Genomic DNA, 16,195 nt, shown 5'->3' with positions numbered 1-16,195 from the left:
ATGTTGGCAAATGATAACGAGCAAATGTCACAAGGTTTAATGACTGCACGCACATCAGTATCTTCTTTCTCTTTTTCTTGTGCTCATTGTCTGTGGGACGCTGTCGGAAGTTTCCTAGGAAGTTGCGCCAAATCTCAAGGGCCATGCCCTGTGGGGCTTTGCGAGGAGGTGACTGTCGCCTGGGTATAGGCAGCGTACAAACATTTCAAATAATTACCCAAAACTTAAGTGCTAGCATTTTGTGACAGGATCCAGCACTTCCCACCGAGAATCGGTCGCGCAGTGTCTATCACTGTTTGCGTGACATCGAACTTGCGAATACCAGGTAAAACACTGATGACCACAATCCACGATCAGGCAATGAACTATGTTTATCAGCAAGTACTGCAAAGGCTGCTGAGTTTCTTCTCACGCGCCGAGCGCACTGCCTTGCAGCTTATGATTCAGCGCCTGGTGGTGTCAGCCGGCGGCATGGACCGGATTGGCGACTTCAAGGTGATGTCGATCCAGTCCGGGACGCTAGACAGCTGCTACACCCTGGCGCTGCTGCGCGCCGCTCAACTCAGTATCGCCAGCCGCGCACCGGCGACCTTCCAGTTGCGGGTGGCCACCTTGCGCCTCAACGGCGCCAGTTCTACCGCGCTGGAGAACATCCATCGCTGCAACGCGGCCCTGTTTCTCTACGACGATCCTCGGGTGGAACTGTTGATGGTGGATAACCGCGAAGTCCTGCCATTCGACCACCAGGCGCCGATCTCCGAGGCAGGGCGCGAGTCAAATCGGCTTAATCTGTTGATGGTCGGCCATCGCCGGACCTGGGACGGCCCGCTCGACTTGTGGGATGACGGCTACCTGGCGACGGGCGAGTTCTACGGGCAAATTGCCCGATGGGATCGCGGGGTCGATGCGTTGATCAGCAGTGAAGCGCCTCGTCAGCAGAAGCAGTTCCTCGACGGGTTAAGGCGCGCAGCACAAAAGGCCAGCCTCGGCACCTCAAGCTGCAACCCGGCGGGTTTCGATGGGCTGTTTGCCTTGCTCGATGACTTGGGGCGCGACTATTACCGTGAGTTCTACGCGGGAGAAGGGCATGCGCAATGGCGTCCGGCCGACCGTTTCGAAGCCTGCCGTCGCACAACCAACATCGATATCCACGACATGCTGGTGGGCAAGCCGGAGGAGCGCTGGCCGCTACTGACTGAATTCCTGGGGGTGCAGCCTGACGAAATGGCGGCGCACCTGAGCGATAACGAATACATCAGCCCGGCGATTGCCGCTCACTTGCGAGGGTTGCAGGCGTGCTATGTGCTGGGCCAAAGCTATGAAGAAGGGGTTGCCGAATATTTGCAGCGCGCCTTGGTGATGATGCGGCGCAAATGGGTGCCGGAGCGCATTTGCGAACTGGCCCTGGAGGCGTTCGGCAACCCGGCCAACATTGCCGAGCAACGCATGCTGGCGGCGGCCGAAGTACAGAGATCCTTCGGCTTGACCCAGGCGCAACTGATCTGCCTGCTGTTTGCGCCCTTCGTCGATGGCGGTGCCGGGATGGAACGCTTCCTGCGCAGTTGTCACCCGGGCATGCTCGTGGCCATGCCGGACTTGCACAAAGCGATGCAGGGCCAGCACGCGCCCGAGCAGGTCATGCAATGGATGGTCGATGTCAGCGGCTTGCCGGTCAGCCTGATCGGCACGTTGTACGGCATGCGGCCGGTGGTGGTGGAGACCGAGGCCGCCCAGGAAACCCCGGAGGCCGATGACGCTGCCGTCGTCGGCGAACGGTCAGCGGGGCACTGACGGTGCCTCGGTTGCCGCGATCCATCCGCGCCCAGGCACCGGCCTGTGCCACGCCCGGCCTTTGCCCATGAAAGGGCCAAGGGAAACCGGTTTTGCCTACCAGGCGGTCTACCGATACCTGACCCACCTGATCAACGAACCGGGTTGCGGCACACCGATTCGCCTGCCTTCGTTGCGGCAGTTGGCGCTGCGCCTGAACGTCTCGATCTCGACCATCCAGTACGCCTATTCGTTACTGGAGAAGGAAGGGCGGGTGTATTCGGTGGCCAAGTCCGGCTATTACTCCCGACCGATTGCAATCCTTGGTCCGCTGACCAGCGGCAATGATTTGCTGGAAACCGTCTATGTTCATGCACGGCGTCCCGACATGCTGGTCCTGAGCGCCGACGAGCCGGCCCTGTTGCAACCCCTGGACAGTCCGCTGCTGATGCTGGAACGGGAACTGCTGCGCCAGTATCCGCGCCAGCCGCAATCGGCCTCGCAACCCTGCGGCGAACTGGAGCTGCGCACGGCACTGGCTGCGCGCTACACCACGTCGCCGGCGCGGTGCTGGCATGCCGACGAGGTCTACATCGGCGCCGATCTGCGCGGGGTACTGGAAATCCTGATCGCGGTCCTGAACCTCAAGGACGCCCTGGTGCTGGTCGAGTCGCCGTGCGATTGGGTGATTTTGCGTTTGTTAGAGGCGGCGGGCGTGCGGGTGATCGAGTTGCCGCTGCAAGTCTGCGGCTCGCTGGACCTGGAGCAATTGCGCGAAGCGCTGGAGAGCAAGCCGGTGCGGCTGGTGATGCTGTCGTCGGGGTTGAGCATGCCCCGGGGCAGCCAGATGCCCGACGACAACCGCCAATCGATCGCGCAACTGGTGACGCAACATGGCTGCTGGGTGCTGGAAAACGACTGTTACGGCGAACTCGGTTTCGAGCCTGACGGAGCAAGGTTTCGCGACTTGATCGACCCTGACCGGCTGATCGTGTTTTCCACCTTCGAGAAAATCATCGGGCCGGAAGCCCCCTATGGCTATCTGCTCTCGCGCCAGTTGGGTGAAGAATTGCAGCGACATTTTTTGCTGCGCGCGTTTCGCCTCTCGCCGATCCGCCAGAAAGCCATCGCCCGCTTGTACGCTAACGGCCGGATCGACCAGCATTTGCAGGTACTGCGGCGTTTGCTCAAAGAGCGTCAGGTGCAGATGCTCCAACTGTTGCGCGAGCGCCTGGGGGACGCTTTGCAGCCGGTGGAACCCCAGGGGGGCGCGACGATCTGGGCGCGTTCGTTGCGCCAGGTCGATGTGCGTCGGGTGTTCCAGCGCTTGCTCAAACAACAGGTGGTGATTGCGCCGGGCGAGCTGTTCAGCCTGCAAGGCCTGCATGGGCAGCACCTGCGTCTGAGTCATACCTTCAGCGGTGACCATGACCTGGGCGTTGTATTGGGTTTGCTGGGGGATGCGTTGCGTCTGGAAGCGGTGGATTGAGCCGGGTTAAAAAACGTCGTCAACTGCGCGGATCGTTACCATCGCACTGCGGTCAAACTGCCAGTAAACTGCTGTCCTATTCCTGAACCACTCTATTCCAGAGGTTTTGCATGACACTCAGTCCTTTTGCGGGCAAACCGGCACCGGCAGAATTGTTGGTCGATATCCCGCGACTGGTGACGGCCTATTACACCGGCCAGCCTGATGCCGCCATCTCTACCCAGCGCGTTGCTTTTGGCACGTCCGGTCACCGGGGCAGTTCGTTCGATTTGAGTTTCAATGAATGGCACGTTCTGGCAATCAGCCAGGCCATCTGCCTGTACCGTGAAGCCCAGGGCATCGACGGCCCGCTGTTTGTCGGTATCGACACCCACGCACTGTCGACCCCGGCCGGCGCCAGCGCCCTCGAAGTACTGGCGGCCAACGGCGTTACCGTGATGATCGCCGAAGGCGACGAGTACACGCCGACCCCGGCCATTTCCCATGCGATTCTCTGCTACAACCGCGGCCGCACCTCGGGCCTGGCGGACGGTATCGTCATTACTCCGTCCCACAACCCGCCACAAAGCGGTGGCTACAAATACAACCCTACCAACGGTGGCCCGGCCGATACCCACATCACCAAGTGGATCGAAGCCAAGGCCAACGAAATCCTCGGCAATAAACTGGCCGGCGTTAAACGCATCAGTTACGAACAGGCGTTGAAGGCCAGCACCACCCATCGCCACGATTACCTCAACACCTATGTCGCCGACCTGATCAACGTGATCGACTTCGATGCCATTCGCGACGCCAAGCTGCATCTGGGTGTCGATCCATTGGGCGGAGCCGGGGTGCGCTACTGGTCGGCGATTGCCGAGCACTATCGCCTGGACCTGGAAGTGGTCAACACCCAGGTTGATTCGACGTTCCGCTTCATGACGGTCGATTGGGACGGGCAAATCCGCATGGACCCATCGTCCACCCACGCCATGCAAGGGTTGATCGGCCTGAAAGATCGCTTCGACGTGGCCTTCGGCTGTGACCCGGATCATGACCGCCACGGCATCGTCACCCCGTCCGGTGGCCTGTTGGCGCCGAACAATTACCTCGCGGTGTCCATCGACTATCTGTTCCAGAACCGTCCGCAATGGCGCGCCGATGCGGCCGTGGGTAAAACCGTGGTCAGCAGCGGTCTGATCGACCGCGTGGCCAAGCGCCTGGGACGTCGCTTGTACGAAGTACCGGTCGGTTTCAAATGGTTTGCCAATGGCTTGTTCGACGGTTCCCTGGGCTTTGGCGGCGAAGAGAGCGCCGGTGCTTCCTTCCTGCGCAAGGACGGTAGCGTCTGGTGCACCGACAAGGACGGCTTGATCCCGGCCTTGTTGGCCGCAGAAATGACCGCTCGCACCGGTCGCGACCCAAGCCAGGCCTACCGCGCCCTGACCGACGAACTGGGCGAACCGTTCTCCGTGCGGGTCGATGCCAAGGCCAACCCGGAACAGAAAGCGCTGCTGAGCAAACTGTCCCCGGATCAGGTCACCTCGACCCAACTGGCCGGCGAACCGATCCAGAGCATCCTCAGCAAAGCACCGGGCAACGACCAGGCCATTGGCGGCCTGAAAGTCATGACCGAAAACGGCTGGTTTGCGGCGCGTCCGTCGGGCACCGAGGACATCTACAAGATCTACGCGGAAAGCTTCGTCAGCGACGAGCACCTCAAACAGTTAGTGGCTGAGGCGCAGACGTTGGTGGATGGCGCTATTTCGGCGAAGTGATTGAGGGCCTCTTCGCGGGCGAGCCTCGCTCCTACGGGATCGGTGTCGATCACATGATTTGTGACCGATCACGCCCTGTAGGAGCGAGGCTTGCCCGCGAAGACGGCAGCATGAACGCAAAAGAATCTCGAAGCAGATAAAAAATGGGCGACCACAAGGCCGCCCATTTTTTTGCCCGGTATTTAAGCCAGATCCACCAACACAATTTCACTGTCTTCAATCGCCGTCACCCGCAGCACCTGCTCATCCGCCACCGCGACACCGTCTCGAGCTTGTGCACGCAAGCCATTGACTTCAATCACGCCGGTAGCCGGAACCAGGTAAGCACGACGCCCATTGTCCAAGCGATACTCCGCCGATTCCCCGGCTTTCAGATTCGCCGCCACCAGCCGCGCATCGGCACGAATCCGCAGGCTTTGATCGTCGCCGGTCTTGCCACTGGCCAGGGTCACGAAACCTTCACGCTGGCCTTTGGGGAACGGCTTGGCGCCCCACGATGGCGCCGAACCGGCCTCGTTGGGGATGATCCAGATTTGGAAGATCCGGGTCTCGGTGGATTCCAGGTTGTATTCGCTGTGGGCGATCCCGGTGCCGGCGCTCATGACTTGAACGTCGCCCGCTTCGGTGCGGCCCTTGTTGCCCAGGTTGTCCTGGTGGGTAATCGCACCTTCACGCACATAGGTGATGATTTCCATGTCACGGTGCGGGTGCTGTGGAAAGCCCGTGCCGGCAGCGATTACGTCATCGTTCCAGACCCGCAGGTTGCCCCAGTTCATGCGTTTGGGGTCGTGGTACTCGGCGAACGAAAAGTGGTGATGGGCATCCAACCAGCCATGGTGGGCGCCGCCCAAGGTGTTGAAAGGTCTGAGTTCAAGCATGATCGTCTCCTGAAAGGTTCGTCATGGGGCAGTGCGCCTGGGCCACGAAACAAGAACCGGTGGTTGATGGCGTGCATCATCTATCAGGCGATAATCGATAAAAAGCGTAAAAAGTGCCTCAAAACAATCGAATTGATTGATGTTAAATAACCTCGAAACGTTCTCACCCAGCCTTCACTTCATCGCATAAGCCAATGACCTGTAAGCATTTCACTAGAACAAAACGGCAAATGCAGACACCATAGCCCTCAACAGCCTCACACCCTGGAGTCAGTCCGCGTGCCGCAACACACCCCCGATCTTCCTCCCGAACTTCGTCCCCTGGCCGAGATGCCGCTGCTCAAGCGTCTGGCCGCCCGGTTTTTCGACTATGGCCTGACCCAAATGCGCGCACAACATCGTGCTTCCTGGCTGCACGGCCAGGCCGATGGCTTTCGCAGCGGTCACAGCGCCGGGGTGGATTACGGGTTCAAGGAGGGCAAGGCCGAAGGGTTGGAAGAAGGTCGCCAGGTGCTGCTGATCCGCGACTCGCGCTCCACCGAGCACCGGCCGCCGAATGTCGATGACAATCTGTTCGATGATTGGCGCCTGCCATTAAGCGCCGAAATCAAAAAACGCATGAAGGCTGACGTCGCACGCCTGCTGCCGGTCCATGCCCAGCCCAGCGTTGCGCAGTGGAAGATGATCTTCAGCGACACGCCCTCGACCTCGGTGATCGCCGGTGCTGGTGCGGGCAAATCGACGACCCTGGTGCTGCGCATTCTGCTGCTGACCCACTACCTGGGTTTTGAACTCAGCTCGATGACCGTGGTGACCTTCACCCGCGAGTCGCGCAAAGACTTCATTAATAAGCTGATCGAGCTGTTTGCCTTGTGGGGCCGTGCGCTCAGCCTGAAAGAAGCGCGGGAACTGGTGCGCACCTTCCACTCGCGGATTCTGCCGATGGTGCGCAGCCTGCCGGGATTCGAGCGTCTGCAAGCCTTCGAAAACCTCAGTAACCGCCCGCAAAGCGGTGACGAAGAGGCTGACAGCAACCCGTTCGACCTGCGCATCAACGACGCCCAGCGGCAGCAGCTCAATGCCTGCTATCACAGTCTATTTACCCGTAATGAGCGATTCCGCGAACTGATCCAGCCGTTGTCCCGCCACGCCTTGCAGCTCAAGGAGTTGGAGCGCGATCACCCGGATGTGCAAAAGCGCATGGCGGTGACCGAACTGGCGGCCAAGCGCGATGAAGAACTCTGCGACACGATTGAAGACCTGTGGTTTCGTGCCGGTGCCTGGCCGATCAAGGGCATCGAGCCAAACCGCCAGACTTTCGATATCAACGGCTCGAGCTTCCATTGCCATGGCTATATTCCAAGCCTCGACGCCTGGGTGGTGCTGGGCTTCGATCCGCGAGAAAACCCGCAGCTCAGCCGCCCGAATGCCAAGTTGAGCGTGCGGGCAGAGTGGGCGGTAAAGCGCACCCTGTTTCAAGCTTTCTGTCGTAAGCCATTGATATGGATAGATAGTTACGAATCATCGAAACGTGTTTTGGCCTCGTTGGCCGGGGATGCCAGTGCCGGGCCGGGCTTCGACTACAAGGTCAAAGGTGAGCTGGCTTCTGCGCCGTTGCTGGACAGCTTTGTCGCCGCCGCCGGGTTTATCGAAAACCTGGGCCTGGACGTGCCGAACGCGGTAGGCCAGATGAGTTTCGCCAAGGACGACCCGGACCGGTTCTTCTTTGAGGCTTTGAGCATTTTCTGGCGGTCACTTGAGGATCACTTGCTCGACCAAAAGCCGCCAGTAATGACCTACAACCGGATGTTTGCCTTGTTTAGCGAACACTCACCGGAAAACCTCAAACTTTTGAGCGATGAACTGCTCAGGCCGCTGTCGCATCTGATGATCGACGAATTTCAAGACGTATCACCGCAGATCGTCTCCTGGATTCGTGCCAGCCTCGCCGAAATCCGTAGTCGTGGCCCGGCCATGCACGTAGGGCGCGGGGCCCAGCGTTCGTCGTTGCTTTGCGTGGGCGATGACTGGCAGTCGATCTACGGCTGGCGTGGCAGTTCGCCCACGTACTTCATGGAGTTCAACAAGGAATTCCCGTCGCCGAGTACGACACGGGTGATGCTTAGCGACAACTATCGCAGCCATCAGCACATCATCGATGCCGCCGAGCATATCGTGAAGGCTGCACCGGCCATTCCCGGCAAAAAGGCCAAGGCCAGCGGCGAGCTCAAGCCGCTGCAACCGGTCAACGTGCTGGATCGTGATGATCAGGGCATGGCCCAGCGGTTGATTGAGCATTACCGACGGGGCGATTCTATCTTGATGCTGTATCGAAAAAGCAGCGATAAGTTATTGATAGAAGAGCATATTCAGTCTGTAGTTAATGTGGATTCTAACTTGCCGTACAACGCTCGCCGCCTCAAGCAACTGACCTACCACAGCGCCAAGGGACTGCAGGCGGATGCGGTATTTTTGCTGGGTGATTGCCAGCATTTGACCAGTTCGCCCTACAAAAACCAGGTGTATCGCATGGCCGGACTCGGCAAGGCTGGCGACAGCGAAGCGTATGACACGGCACAAAAAGACGAGATTCTGCGGCTGGCCTATGTCGGGATCACCCGGGCGGTGAGTCATTGCTATTGGTATGTCGATAGCCAGGACAACCACGCTGTGAATATGCCGAAAGCGTCGGACAAGGTGGGCAAGGGCAAGGCCTTCTTTGTCGATCATCGACAGAGCGCAAAATCCGCCTGACCCCGCCGACTCTTGCGGGAGCGGGCTTGCTCGCGAAGGCGTGCTTCAGTTGATAGAGATGTCGACTGATACGACGCCTTCGCGAGCAAGCCCGCTCCCACAATGGACATCACTGCATTCAGATATTGCAACGCCCACAAAAAAGCCCACATCAAGTGGGCTTTTCGCTTTGCGGCGCCAAGAACTCAGGCATAGCTCTGGAGCGCCACCGGTGGAATGAACGCTTCCAGCTCATCCTCCACCGCTTCGATTATTCGTTCGACATCCGCGGCATTCATCACGGTCGCGCAGGGAATACCGGCGATGGCGATCATGGTTTCGCCACTGGCACGGTCAAACAGACGGGCAATCATGCTGCCCGGCGCGTCCATGCTCGCCTCGAAACCCATGGGATGAAAATGCCAGCGCATCAGCTGGCAGGCGTTTGGAAAGGTGACTTTGCTGAAAGACCCTTTGTTCATGTGTTGCCCACCTTAGTCATCGAGCGCTTCCTTTAGCTCATGTGAGGAGGGGTAGAACCATCTTGGTTCAACCGGTGATTGCTTTTAAAAGTAGCATCCGGATGTGAAAACCATGTGGATTTTTTCAGTCCGTTTGGCGATTGGTGTGATTTTTTTTGATATGGGTCACGTCGCCGAGGGTTATCGCCAAAACGCCACTATGGATTGGCCATTGAAGCCGACGTCGAACTTGGGCAAGCTCGGTTTTTTTCGCCGAGCCCTTTATGCACGCCGATGATGATGGCCCACTGCAAACCCAGGCCACGGGCGAAACGGTCATGCGCTACCACCTGTGCTGGAAACACCGGGACCTGGACGGCGTGATGGCCCTGTATCACCCGGACATCCAGTACAGCGACTTTTTCCAGAACCGGGTCATGGGCCTGGACGAACTACGCGAGTACGTGCGCGACAGCATGCCGCGCAATCCCGGCGAAGCGCTTGAGCACTCGGATCGCATCCGCCTGGACGGCAACACCGCCTTCATTCAATACCAAATGACCCTGCGCGGCACTGACGGGCTGGTGTCGTTTCGCTCCAGCGAGGCCATCACCGTGCGCGACGGTTTGATCTGGCGCGTCAACGAATACGCGTCCCTGGTGCGCGAACAACCGGCCAGCAAAACCGCCAATACCCTGCGCCCGGCGGCCAGCCGGCTCGGCTTGTCGCCACGCCAATTGAGCTTCATGGCCGAAGACCTGCAGCAATACTTCCAGCGCCAGCAACCGTACCTGGACCCCGAGCTCGATCTACAGCGGGTAGCGAAGGAGTGCGGTTACAGCCGTAATCAGATTTCTTACCTCTTGAATCAGGTTCTCGGTCAAAGCTTCTACCGCTACGTCAACCAGGCGCGTTTGCAGCATTTGCTCGCGGTGCTGGATAAAGCCACGCCGCCGCTGCGGGTCGATGAACTGGCGTTTGCCGCCGGTTTCAACTCGTTGTCGGCGTTTTACAGCTGTTTCCGCCAACACACCGGCCAGTCGCCCAAAGCCTACGTCAAACAAATTTCTTTGCGTGCACGCGCGCAAGACAGCCTCTGAGGTCACGCACTAGGATCGACGCCATCGATGTGTTGAGTGGCGGAGTGGTGTATGTCGGCGTGGCGCGGGATCAGTTTATGGATGGATCAACTCGACGAGCCGTTGCAGGCGCGCGCGGCCCTGGAACAGGATCTGGACGTCGACGTGGCCATCATCGGCGCGGGTTACACCGGGCTGTGGACCGCGTATTACCTCAAGCGCCTGGCCCCGGGCCTGGACATTGCCATCGTCGAAGCGCAAACCGCCGGGTTTGGCGCATCGGGCCGCAATGGTGGCTGGTTGATGGGCAACTTGCTGGGCGAGGACCGTTTGCTCGCCAACCTGCCGGCCGAACAACGCCGCGCTTCGTTTGACCTGTTGCATAACATCCCCGATGAAGTCGAGATTGTTCTCGAACGTGAGGGCATCGACTGCGATTATCGCAAGGGCGGGGTGCTGTATTGCGCAGCCCGTTATCCCGAGCAGGAAACCAGCCTGCGCAGTTATCTGGACCAGCTCTATCGCCAGGGTTTGACCGAAAACGATTACCGTTGGCTCAGCCCTGAACAACTGGCGCAGCAAATCCGGGTTGCCAAGCCCTATGGCGGGATCTACGCACCGCACGTGGCGACCATCAACCCGGCCAAATTGGTCCGGGGCCTGGCGCGGACGGTGGAGCGCATGGGCGTCAAGATTTATGAAAACAGCCCGGTCACCCAGTGGCAGTCCGGTCGTTTACGCACGGCGAAAGCCTCGGTGCGCAGCCGCTGGGTCGTGCCGGCGGTGGAAGGTTACTCCGTCACGCTGCCGCCACTCGGTCGCTATCAGTTGCCGGTGCAAAGTTTGCTGGTGGCCACTGAGCCGCTGTCCGCCGCCACTTGGGACGAAATCGGCCTGAGCCAGGGCCAGGCGTTCAGCGAAGCCAGTCGCCAGGTTACCTACGGCCAGCGCACCGCCGACAATCGCTTGGTGTTTGGCGCCCGGGGTGGCTATCAGTTTGCCGGCAAATTACGTCACGACTTCAACCTCACCACCAGCGAAGTCGAGCTGCGGCGCTACCTGTTTGGCGAGCTGTTCCCGCAATTGAAAAACGTGCGCATCACCCACGCCTGGGGCGGCAATCTGGGCATGTCCCGCCATTTCAAGCCGCACATGCTCTGCGATCGCGCCAGCGGCATCGCCTTGTCCGGCGGTTATGGCGGGGAGGGTGTCGGCGCGAGCAATTTGGGCGGGCGCACCCTGGCCGATCTGATCCTTGAGCGCGAGACCGACCTCGTTCGTCAGCCCTGGGTCATCCCCCAGGGCGGCCTCGACGCGCTGCGCGCCTGGGAACCGGAGCCCTGTCGCTGGCTCGGCTACAACGCAATCATCCGCAGCTTCGTCCACGAAGATCAGACCCTCGCCAACCCGGCCACCGCGCCTTGGCGACGCAAGCTGGCCAGCGGCGTCGCGGGGTTCATGGAAGGTTTCATGCACTAAACATTGATAGGTAGGCCCATGAGCATCACCCAATTCAAGAACACCGCAACCCTGAAGCTGGACGAATCCAACCCCGTCGCCGTACCCCTGGGAGCCCCGGTGGCCGTGGCCTCGACCACCTGTGTCGAGCGCGATGATGGCGTCGAAACCGGCGTCTGGGAATGCACCCCCGGTCGCTGGCGGCGGCAGATTGTGGCCCAGGAGTTCTGTCACTTCATTCAGGGCCGCTGCACCTTCACTCCCGACGACGGTGAAACCCTGCACATAGAAGCCGGCGATGCACTGATGTTGCCGGCCAACAGCCTCGGTATCTGGGACATCCAGGAAACCGTGCGCAAGACCTACGTTTTGATTTTTTGATTTTGATCTTTTGATTGCCTGCCCAACAAAAAAGAAAACAACCCTTACAGGAATCGACTCATGATCCGAAAGACATTGACCCTGGCGCCCCTTGCACTGGTCGCGACCCTCAGCCATGGGGCCGAGACCGTCAAGATCTACAACTGGTCGGACTACATCGCCCCGAACACCACCAAGAACTTCCAGAAAGAAACCGGTATTGGTTTCACCTATGACGTCTACGACAGCAACGAAACCCTCGACGGCAAGTTGATGACCGGTAAATCCGGTTACGACGTGGTGTTCCCGTCCAACCACTTCATGGCCCGGCAGATTGAAGGCAAGGCGCTGAAGAAGCTCGACAAGAGCCAGTTGCCGAACTGGAAGAACCTCAACCCGGTGTTGCTCAAGGCTTTGCAGACCAACGATCCGGGCAACGAACACGGCTTCCCCTACCTGTGGGGCAGCACCGGCATCGGCTACAACATCGCCAAGGTCAAGGCTGTATTGGGCGATAACGCGCCGGTGGATTCCTGGGATTTGATCTTCAAACCGGAAAACATGCAGAAGCTGCAAAAGTGCGGCGTGGCCATCCTCGACAACGGCCCGGAATTGCTCCCGGCGGCGCTGAATTACCTGGGCTTGCCGCACCACAGCAAAAACCCGGAAGACTATAAAAAGGCTGAAGCGCTGCTGCTGAAAGTTCGGCCATACGTCAGCTATTTCCATTCCTCGAAATACACCAGCGACCTGGCCAACGGCGACATCTGCGTGGCGGTGGGCTTTTCCGGCGACATCCTGCAGGCGGAAAACCGCGCCAAGGAAGCCAAGAACGGCATCGACATCGGCTATTCGATTCCCAAGGAAGGCGCCGCCATCTGGTTCGACATGGTCGCCATGCCCGCCGACGCCCCGGACGACAAGGCCGGCTATGCGTTCATGAACTACCTGCTGCGCCCGGACGTCATGGCTGACATCAGCAACTACGTGCACTACGCCAACGGCAACGAACAGGCCGACAGCCTGATCGACCCGGCGATCAAGAACGACACCAAGGTCTACCCGAGCCCGGAAATGATGGGGAAATTGTTCGCGCTGGAGGCGATGCCGTTGAACATTGACCGGATCCGGACAAGGGTTTGGAACAAGATTCGGACGGGGAGTTGAGTCAGTCTAGATCGTCTGAAATAGCAAAATGATCTTGAGACCTGTCAATCCTGACAGGTTTCAACGTTTTTATTTGTCGGTTAAATCATGACGGCAATCGCCTCCCATTGAGGCGACTCAAGGAGGGTTCGTCATGAGCAGCACTGTCACCGGCACGATGAAAGGCACTATTTCCAATTTTTACACGGGGGTGCAGAGGCCCTTCACTTCAACCAATGTGTTTCGACATAACTCCAACCACCACTTGAACGTAACCGGATATGCGGGAGGTTTCGCCGGGGAAGGTATCGCTTTTAGATTGGCCGACGAAAATGCTCTGAGCGGTACGTACGAGGTAGGCAGCGATTCTGTGGTGGGTCTCTTCTATTTTGTGAACCCGTCTGGGGAAGTGTTCGAAGCTGTCAGTGGCACCATCCACCTTCAGAATCACCAGCCGGAGGAGCGAGTCAATGGGCGATTGAATTTTCGTTACCATACTCAGGCAGGCGAGCAAGTGGATGTTGAGGCAGTGTTTGCTATCGAAGGCATTGATCGAGTGCCTTAGAGCGTGAGGATGAGAGGGACGGATTTATTGATCAGGAATCCGTCCGCACTCATTCATGAAAGCGACTCATCAGTGCTTGAATTTAGTTGATGGCAATGCACTGGCACTCATACTAATAAGTCCAACAAAGTGAGACGCCTTCGACAAAAAACAACTTACTTCTATTTAATAATTAAATTTGAAATTGTCAGACAATTCGCCCAATTCCACCCATCTAAAACTATATTTTGACCTTTCAACCCTTGTTTCCGGGGACTTGCTGGAACACAACAATTTGACCTAAAAAAAGTACTAGACGTTTGATTTCAAATTGTGTCAGTTTCGTTTCGCCTTCATTGGGCGAGTGATAGGACGATCTCGCCAGAGATTGTCTCTATCTGACAAAAACTGTTCCATTGCTTAACAAGGAAGTGTGTTTATGTCGAAAGTTAAAGCCAAAGCCATTGATTCCGCCGAACTGGTCTTCCAGCCATTGCAAGCACTGGCCGCGCCGAGTTCTGCGTTCAACCAGATCAATAGCTTCAGCCATCAATACGACCGTGGCGGCAACCTCACGGTCAATGGCAAACCCTCCTTCTCGGTGGATCAAGCCGCGACACAACTGCTGCGCGATGGTGCTTCCTGGCACGATCTCAACGGCAGCGGCAAAATCGAACTGACCTACACCTTTCTGACCGCCAAGACCGCCAACTTCAGTGGCCTGGGCGTCACCGGTTTCAGTCAGTTCAGCACCTTGCAAAAAGCCCAGGCCGTGCTCGCCATGCAATCCTGGGCCGATGTGGCCAATGTCACCTTCGCTGAAGCGTCCAAGGGTGGCGACGGCCACATGTCCTTTGGTAACTACAGCGGCGGCCAGGAAGGCGCGGCGGCGTTCGCATTCCTGCCAGGGACCGAGCCAGGCTACGACGGCCAGTCGTGGTATCTGACAGGCAGCGGCTACGACGTCAACAAAACCCCGGGCCTGAGCAACTACGGGCGTCAAACCCTGACCCACGAAATTGGCCACACCCTGGGCTTGTCTCACCCTGGCGACTACAACGCCGGCGAAGGCAACCCGACCTACAACGACGCGTCCTACGGCCAGGACACCCGTGGCTACAGCCTCATGAGCTACTGGAGTGAAAGCAACACCAGCCAGAACTTCAGCAAGGGCGGCGTCGAAGCCTATTCGTCCGGCCCGCTGATGGACGATATCGCGGCAATCCAGAAACTCTACGGCGCCAACCTGGAGACCCGTACCGGTGACACCACCTACGGCTTCAACTCCAATGCCGGCCGTGACTTCCTGAGCGCTTCGTCGTCCGCCGACAAACTCGTGTTCTCGGTGTGGGACGCGGGCGGCAAGGACACCCTGGACTTCTCCGGTTTTACCCAAAACCAGAAGATCAACCTCAATGACGCCTCGTTCTCCGACGTTGGTGGCCTGGTAGGTAACGTGTCCATTGCCAAGGGCGCTATCATCGAGAACGCCATCGGCGGTTCGGGCAACGACCTGCTGATCGGTAACAGCATCGCCAACGAACTGAAGGGCGGTGCCGGCAATGACCTGATCTACGGCGCGGGCGGTGCGGACAAATTGTGGGGCGGTTCGGGTTCGGACACCTTCGTATTTGCTGCCAGCACTGACTCCAAGCCAGGTGTAGCCGACCAGATCCTCGATTTCGTCAGCGGCCTGGACAAGATCGACCTGACCGGCATCACCAAAGGCGCGGGCCTGCACTTCGTGAATTCGTTCACCGGTGCGGCAGGCGACGCCGTGTTGACCTCTTCGGGCGGTAACAGCCTGTTGTCGGTGGATTTCTCCGGGCACGGCGTGGCTGACTTCCTGGTCAGCACCGTTGGCCAGGCAGCAACCACGGATATCGTGGCCTGATTCAAGGCAAAAAGGAGGGCGGCGCGTGATGCGCCGTTCTCTGTCCTTGCATCGTTGCCCGCAGTGGGTAAGGCTACACGCCGGAGTAACAAGTCCTATGACCGATAACGCCTTTACCTACAGAGCAAGTGCGTGGCTATTGGCGACGCTGGTGATGTTTTTTGGAGATGTAGCCATGGCAAGCAGCCTGAAATTAGCTGACCCCTCGGAGCTGGCCGGTCGTTGGCACGCGACCTTGAACGACCCGCGAGACACCGCCGTGTCCCGTGCCTTGCAGGACAAACCATCAAACGTTTGCGACATCGACCTGCAACAGCAGCAGACCTTGGGCGAGGGCGCCGACTGCCTTGGCGCCTGGCTGGAAGAACAGCCGATTGGCTGGTTCCCGGACCCCGACGGCATTTCGATTACCGGCAAGGAAGGCTCAAGAATTGTATTTTTCAGCCGACAGCATGACGGGTTTTACCAAAGTACTTTGAAATCGGGCCTGATCATTACGCTTGAGCGTTCCGCACGTTAAGTAATCATCGAGACTGATCACGAGAACTGGATATATAGCCCGAACGTGTCGTTATAACTAACGCATCAATAGCGGCAACTCTGATCAAAAAAGTTGTTGTTAATGT

At 58.5% G+C, this 16,195-nt stretch carries 13 protein-coding genes; 11 read left to right on the top strand and 2 right to left on the bottom strand.

Features of this window, described 5'->3' with window-relative positions:
• Nucleotides 1-336 precede the first annotated feature (336 nt).
• The 3 genes from BK665_RS20275 (at nt 337) to pgm (ending at nt 5,016) form a co-directional block, all read left to right on the top strand.
• Entirely contained in the window at nt 337-1,791 is a 1,455-nt protein-coding gene (locus BK665_RS20275; RefSeq protein ID WP_123408403.1) for a hypothetical protein, read from the top strand.
• Between the two features lie 67 nt (nt 1,792-1,858).
• Nucleotides 1,859-3,259, top strand: a complete 1,401-nt coding sequence (locus tag BK665_RS20270) for an aminotransferase-like domain-containing protein (protein ID WP_123408443.1) — start codon at nt 1,859-1,861, stop codon at nt 3,257-3,259.
• A gap of 110 nt (nt 3,260-3,369) precedes the next feature.
• The gene (gene pgm / locus BK665_RS20265) at nt 3,370-5,016 is read left to right on the top strand and encodes a phosphoglucomutase (alpha-D-glucose-1,6-bisphosphate-dependent) (protein WP_123408402.1); all 1,647 of its coding nucleotides are present in this window, start codon (nt 3,370-3,372) and stop codon (nt 5,014-5,016) included.
• 182 nt (nt 5,017-5,198) lie between these two features.
• Here pgm and BK665_RS20260 read toward each other — a convergent pair whose 3' ends face one another.
• Nucleotides 5,199-5,894: a pirin family protein gene (locus tag BK665_RS20260; RefSeq protein WP_123408401.1), complete on the bottom strand. Its 696-nt coding sequence runs from the start codon at nt 5,892-5,894 to the stop codon at nt 5,199-5,201.
• Between the two features lie 279 nt (nt 5,895-6,173).
• Between BK665_RS20260 and BK665_RS20255 the strand changes: the two genes are divergently transcribed.
• Nucleotides 6,174-8,648, top strand: a complete 2,475-nt coding sequence (locus BK665_RS20255) for a UvrD-helicase domain-containing protein (RefSeq protein ID WP_123408400.1) — start codon at nt 6,174-6,176, stop codon at nt 8,646-8,648.
• Nucleotides 8,649-8,833: 185 nt separating this feature from the next.
• On the opposite strand, the gene BK665_RS20250 is transcribed toward BK665_RS20255, so the two are convergent.
• On the bottom strand, nt 8,834-9,109 hold the full coding sequence (locus BK665_RS20250; RefSeq protein ID WP_123408399.1) for a DUF1652 domain-containing protein: 276 nt from the start codon (nt 9,107-9,109) through the stop codon (nt 8,834-8,836).
• Nucleotides 9,110-9,372: 263 nt separating this feature from the next.
• Here BK665_RS20250 and BK665_RS20245 point away from each other — a divergent pair, with 263 nt between their 5' ends.
• The 7 genes from BK665_RS20245 (at nt 9,373) to BK665_RS20215 (ending at nt 16,089) form a co-directional block, all read left to right on the top strand.
• Nucleotides 9,373-10,188 (top strand): helix-turn-helix transcriptional regulator, encoded by an 816-nt coding sequence (locus tag BK665_RS20245; protein ID WP_123408398.1) that lies wholly within the window; start codon nt 9,373-9,375, stop codon nt 10,186-10,188.
• Between the two features lie 51 nt (nt 10,189-10,239).
• Nucleotides 10,240-11,646 carry an NAD(P)/FAD-dependent oxidoreductase gene (locus tag BK665_RS20240; RefSeq protein WP_123408397.1) on the top strand — a complete coding sequence of 469 codons (1,407 nt, stop codon included), beginning with the start codon at nt 10,240-10,242 and terminating at the stop codon, nt 11,644-11,646.
• Nucleotides 11,647-11,664: 18 nt separating this feature from the next.
• Nucleotides 11,665-12,006: a cupin domain-containing protein gene (locus BK665_RS20235; RefSeq protein WP_123408396.1), complete on the top strand. Its 342-nt coding sequence runs from the start codon at nt 11,665-11,667 to the stop codon at nt 12,004-12,006.
• Between the two features lie 60 nt (nt 12,007-12,066).
• Entirely contained in the window at nt 12,067-13,152 is a 1,086-nt protein-coding gene (locus tag BK665_RS20230; protein ID WP_123408395.1) for a polyamine ABC transporter substrate-binding protein, read from the top strand.
• Between the two features lie 133 nt (nt 13,153-13,285).
• Nucleotides 13,286-13,696 carry a hypothetical protein gene (locus BK665_RS20225; protein ID WP_123408394.1) on the top strand — a complete coding sequence of 137 codons (411 nt, stop codon included), beginning with the start codon at nt 13,286-13,288 and terminating at the stop codon, nt 13,694-13,696.
• A 418-nt stretch (nt 13,697-14,114) separates the two neighbouring features.
• Nucleotides 14,115-15,569, top strand: a complete 1,455-nt coding sequence (locus BK665_RS20220; protein ID WP_123408393.1) for a serralysin family metalloprotease — start codon at nt 14,115-14,117, stop codon at nt 15,567-15,569.
• A gap of 97 nt (nt 15,570-15,666) precedes the next feature.
• Nucleotides 15,667-16,089 carry an AprI/Inh family metalloprotease inhibitor gene (locus BK665_RS20215; protein WP_123408392.1) on the top strand — a complete coding sequence of 141 codons (423 nt, stop codon included), beginning with the start codon at nt 15,667-15,669 and terminating at the stop codon, nt 16,087-16,089.
• Nucleotides 16,090-16,195: the final 106 nt, after the last annotated feature.

This window comes from Pseudomonas frederiksbergensis (assembly GCF_003732665.1).
GTDB lineage: Bacteria > Pseudomonadota > Gammaproteobacteria > Pseudomonadales > Pseudomonadaceae > Aquipseudomonas > Aquipseudomonas frederiksbergensis_G.
This window is presented reverse-complemented; position numbering and strand designations above follow the sequence as displayed.

Excerpts from the sequence above, each read along its gene's own strand:
- BK665_RS20225 (WP_123408394.1), top strand. The coding sequence starts at position 13,286 with ATGAGCAGCACTGTCACCGGCACGATGAAAGGCACTATTTCCAATTTT.
- BK665_RS20235 (WP_123408396.1), top strand. The coding sequence starts at position 11,665 with ATGAGCATCACCCAATTCAAGAACACCGCAACCCTGAAGCTGGACGAA.
- BK665_RS20270 (WP_123408443.1), top strand. The coding sequence starts at position 1,859 with ATGAAAGGGCCAAGGGAAACCGGTTTTGCCTACCAGGCGGTCTACCGA.
- BK665_RS20260 (WP_123408401.1), bottom strand. The coding sequence starts at position 5,894 with ATGCTTGAACTCAGACCTTTCAACACCTTGGGCGGCGCCCACCATGGC.
- BK665_RS20215 (WP_123408392.1), top strand. The coding sequence starts at position 15,667 with ATGACCGATAACGCCTTTACCTACAGAGCAAGTGCGTGGCTATTGGCG.
- BK665_RS20240 (WP_123408397.1), top strand. The coding sequence starts at position 10,240 with ATGTCGGCGTGGCGCGGGATCAGTTTATGGATGGATCAACTCGACGAG.
- BK665_RS20275 (WP_123408403.1), top strand. The coding sequence starts at position 337 with ATGACCACAATCCACGATCAGGCAATGAACTATGTTTATCAGCAAGTA.
- pgm (WP_123408402.1), top strand. The coding sequence starts at position 3,370 with ATGACACTCAGTCCTTTTGCGGGCAAACCGGCACCGGCAGAATTGTTG.
- BK665_RS20230 (WP_123408395.1), top strand. The coding sequence starts at position 12,067 with ATGATCCGAAAGACATTGACCCTGGCGCCCCTTGCACTGGTCGCGACC.
- BK665_RS20250 (WP_123408399.1), bottom strand. The coding sequence starts at position 9,109 with ATGAACAAAGGGTCTTTCAGCAAAGTCACCTTTCCAAACGCCTGCCAG.
- BK665_RS20245 (WP_123408398.1), top strand. The coding sequence starts at position 9,373 with ATGCACGCCGATGATGATGGCCCACTGCAAACCCAGGCCACGGGCGAA.
- BK665_RS20220 (WP_123408393.1), top strand. The coding sequence starts at position 14,115 with ATGTCGAAAGTTAAAGCCAAAGCCATTGATTCCGCCGAACTGGTCTTC.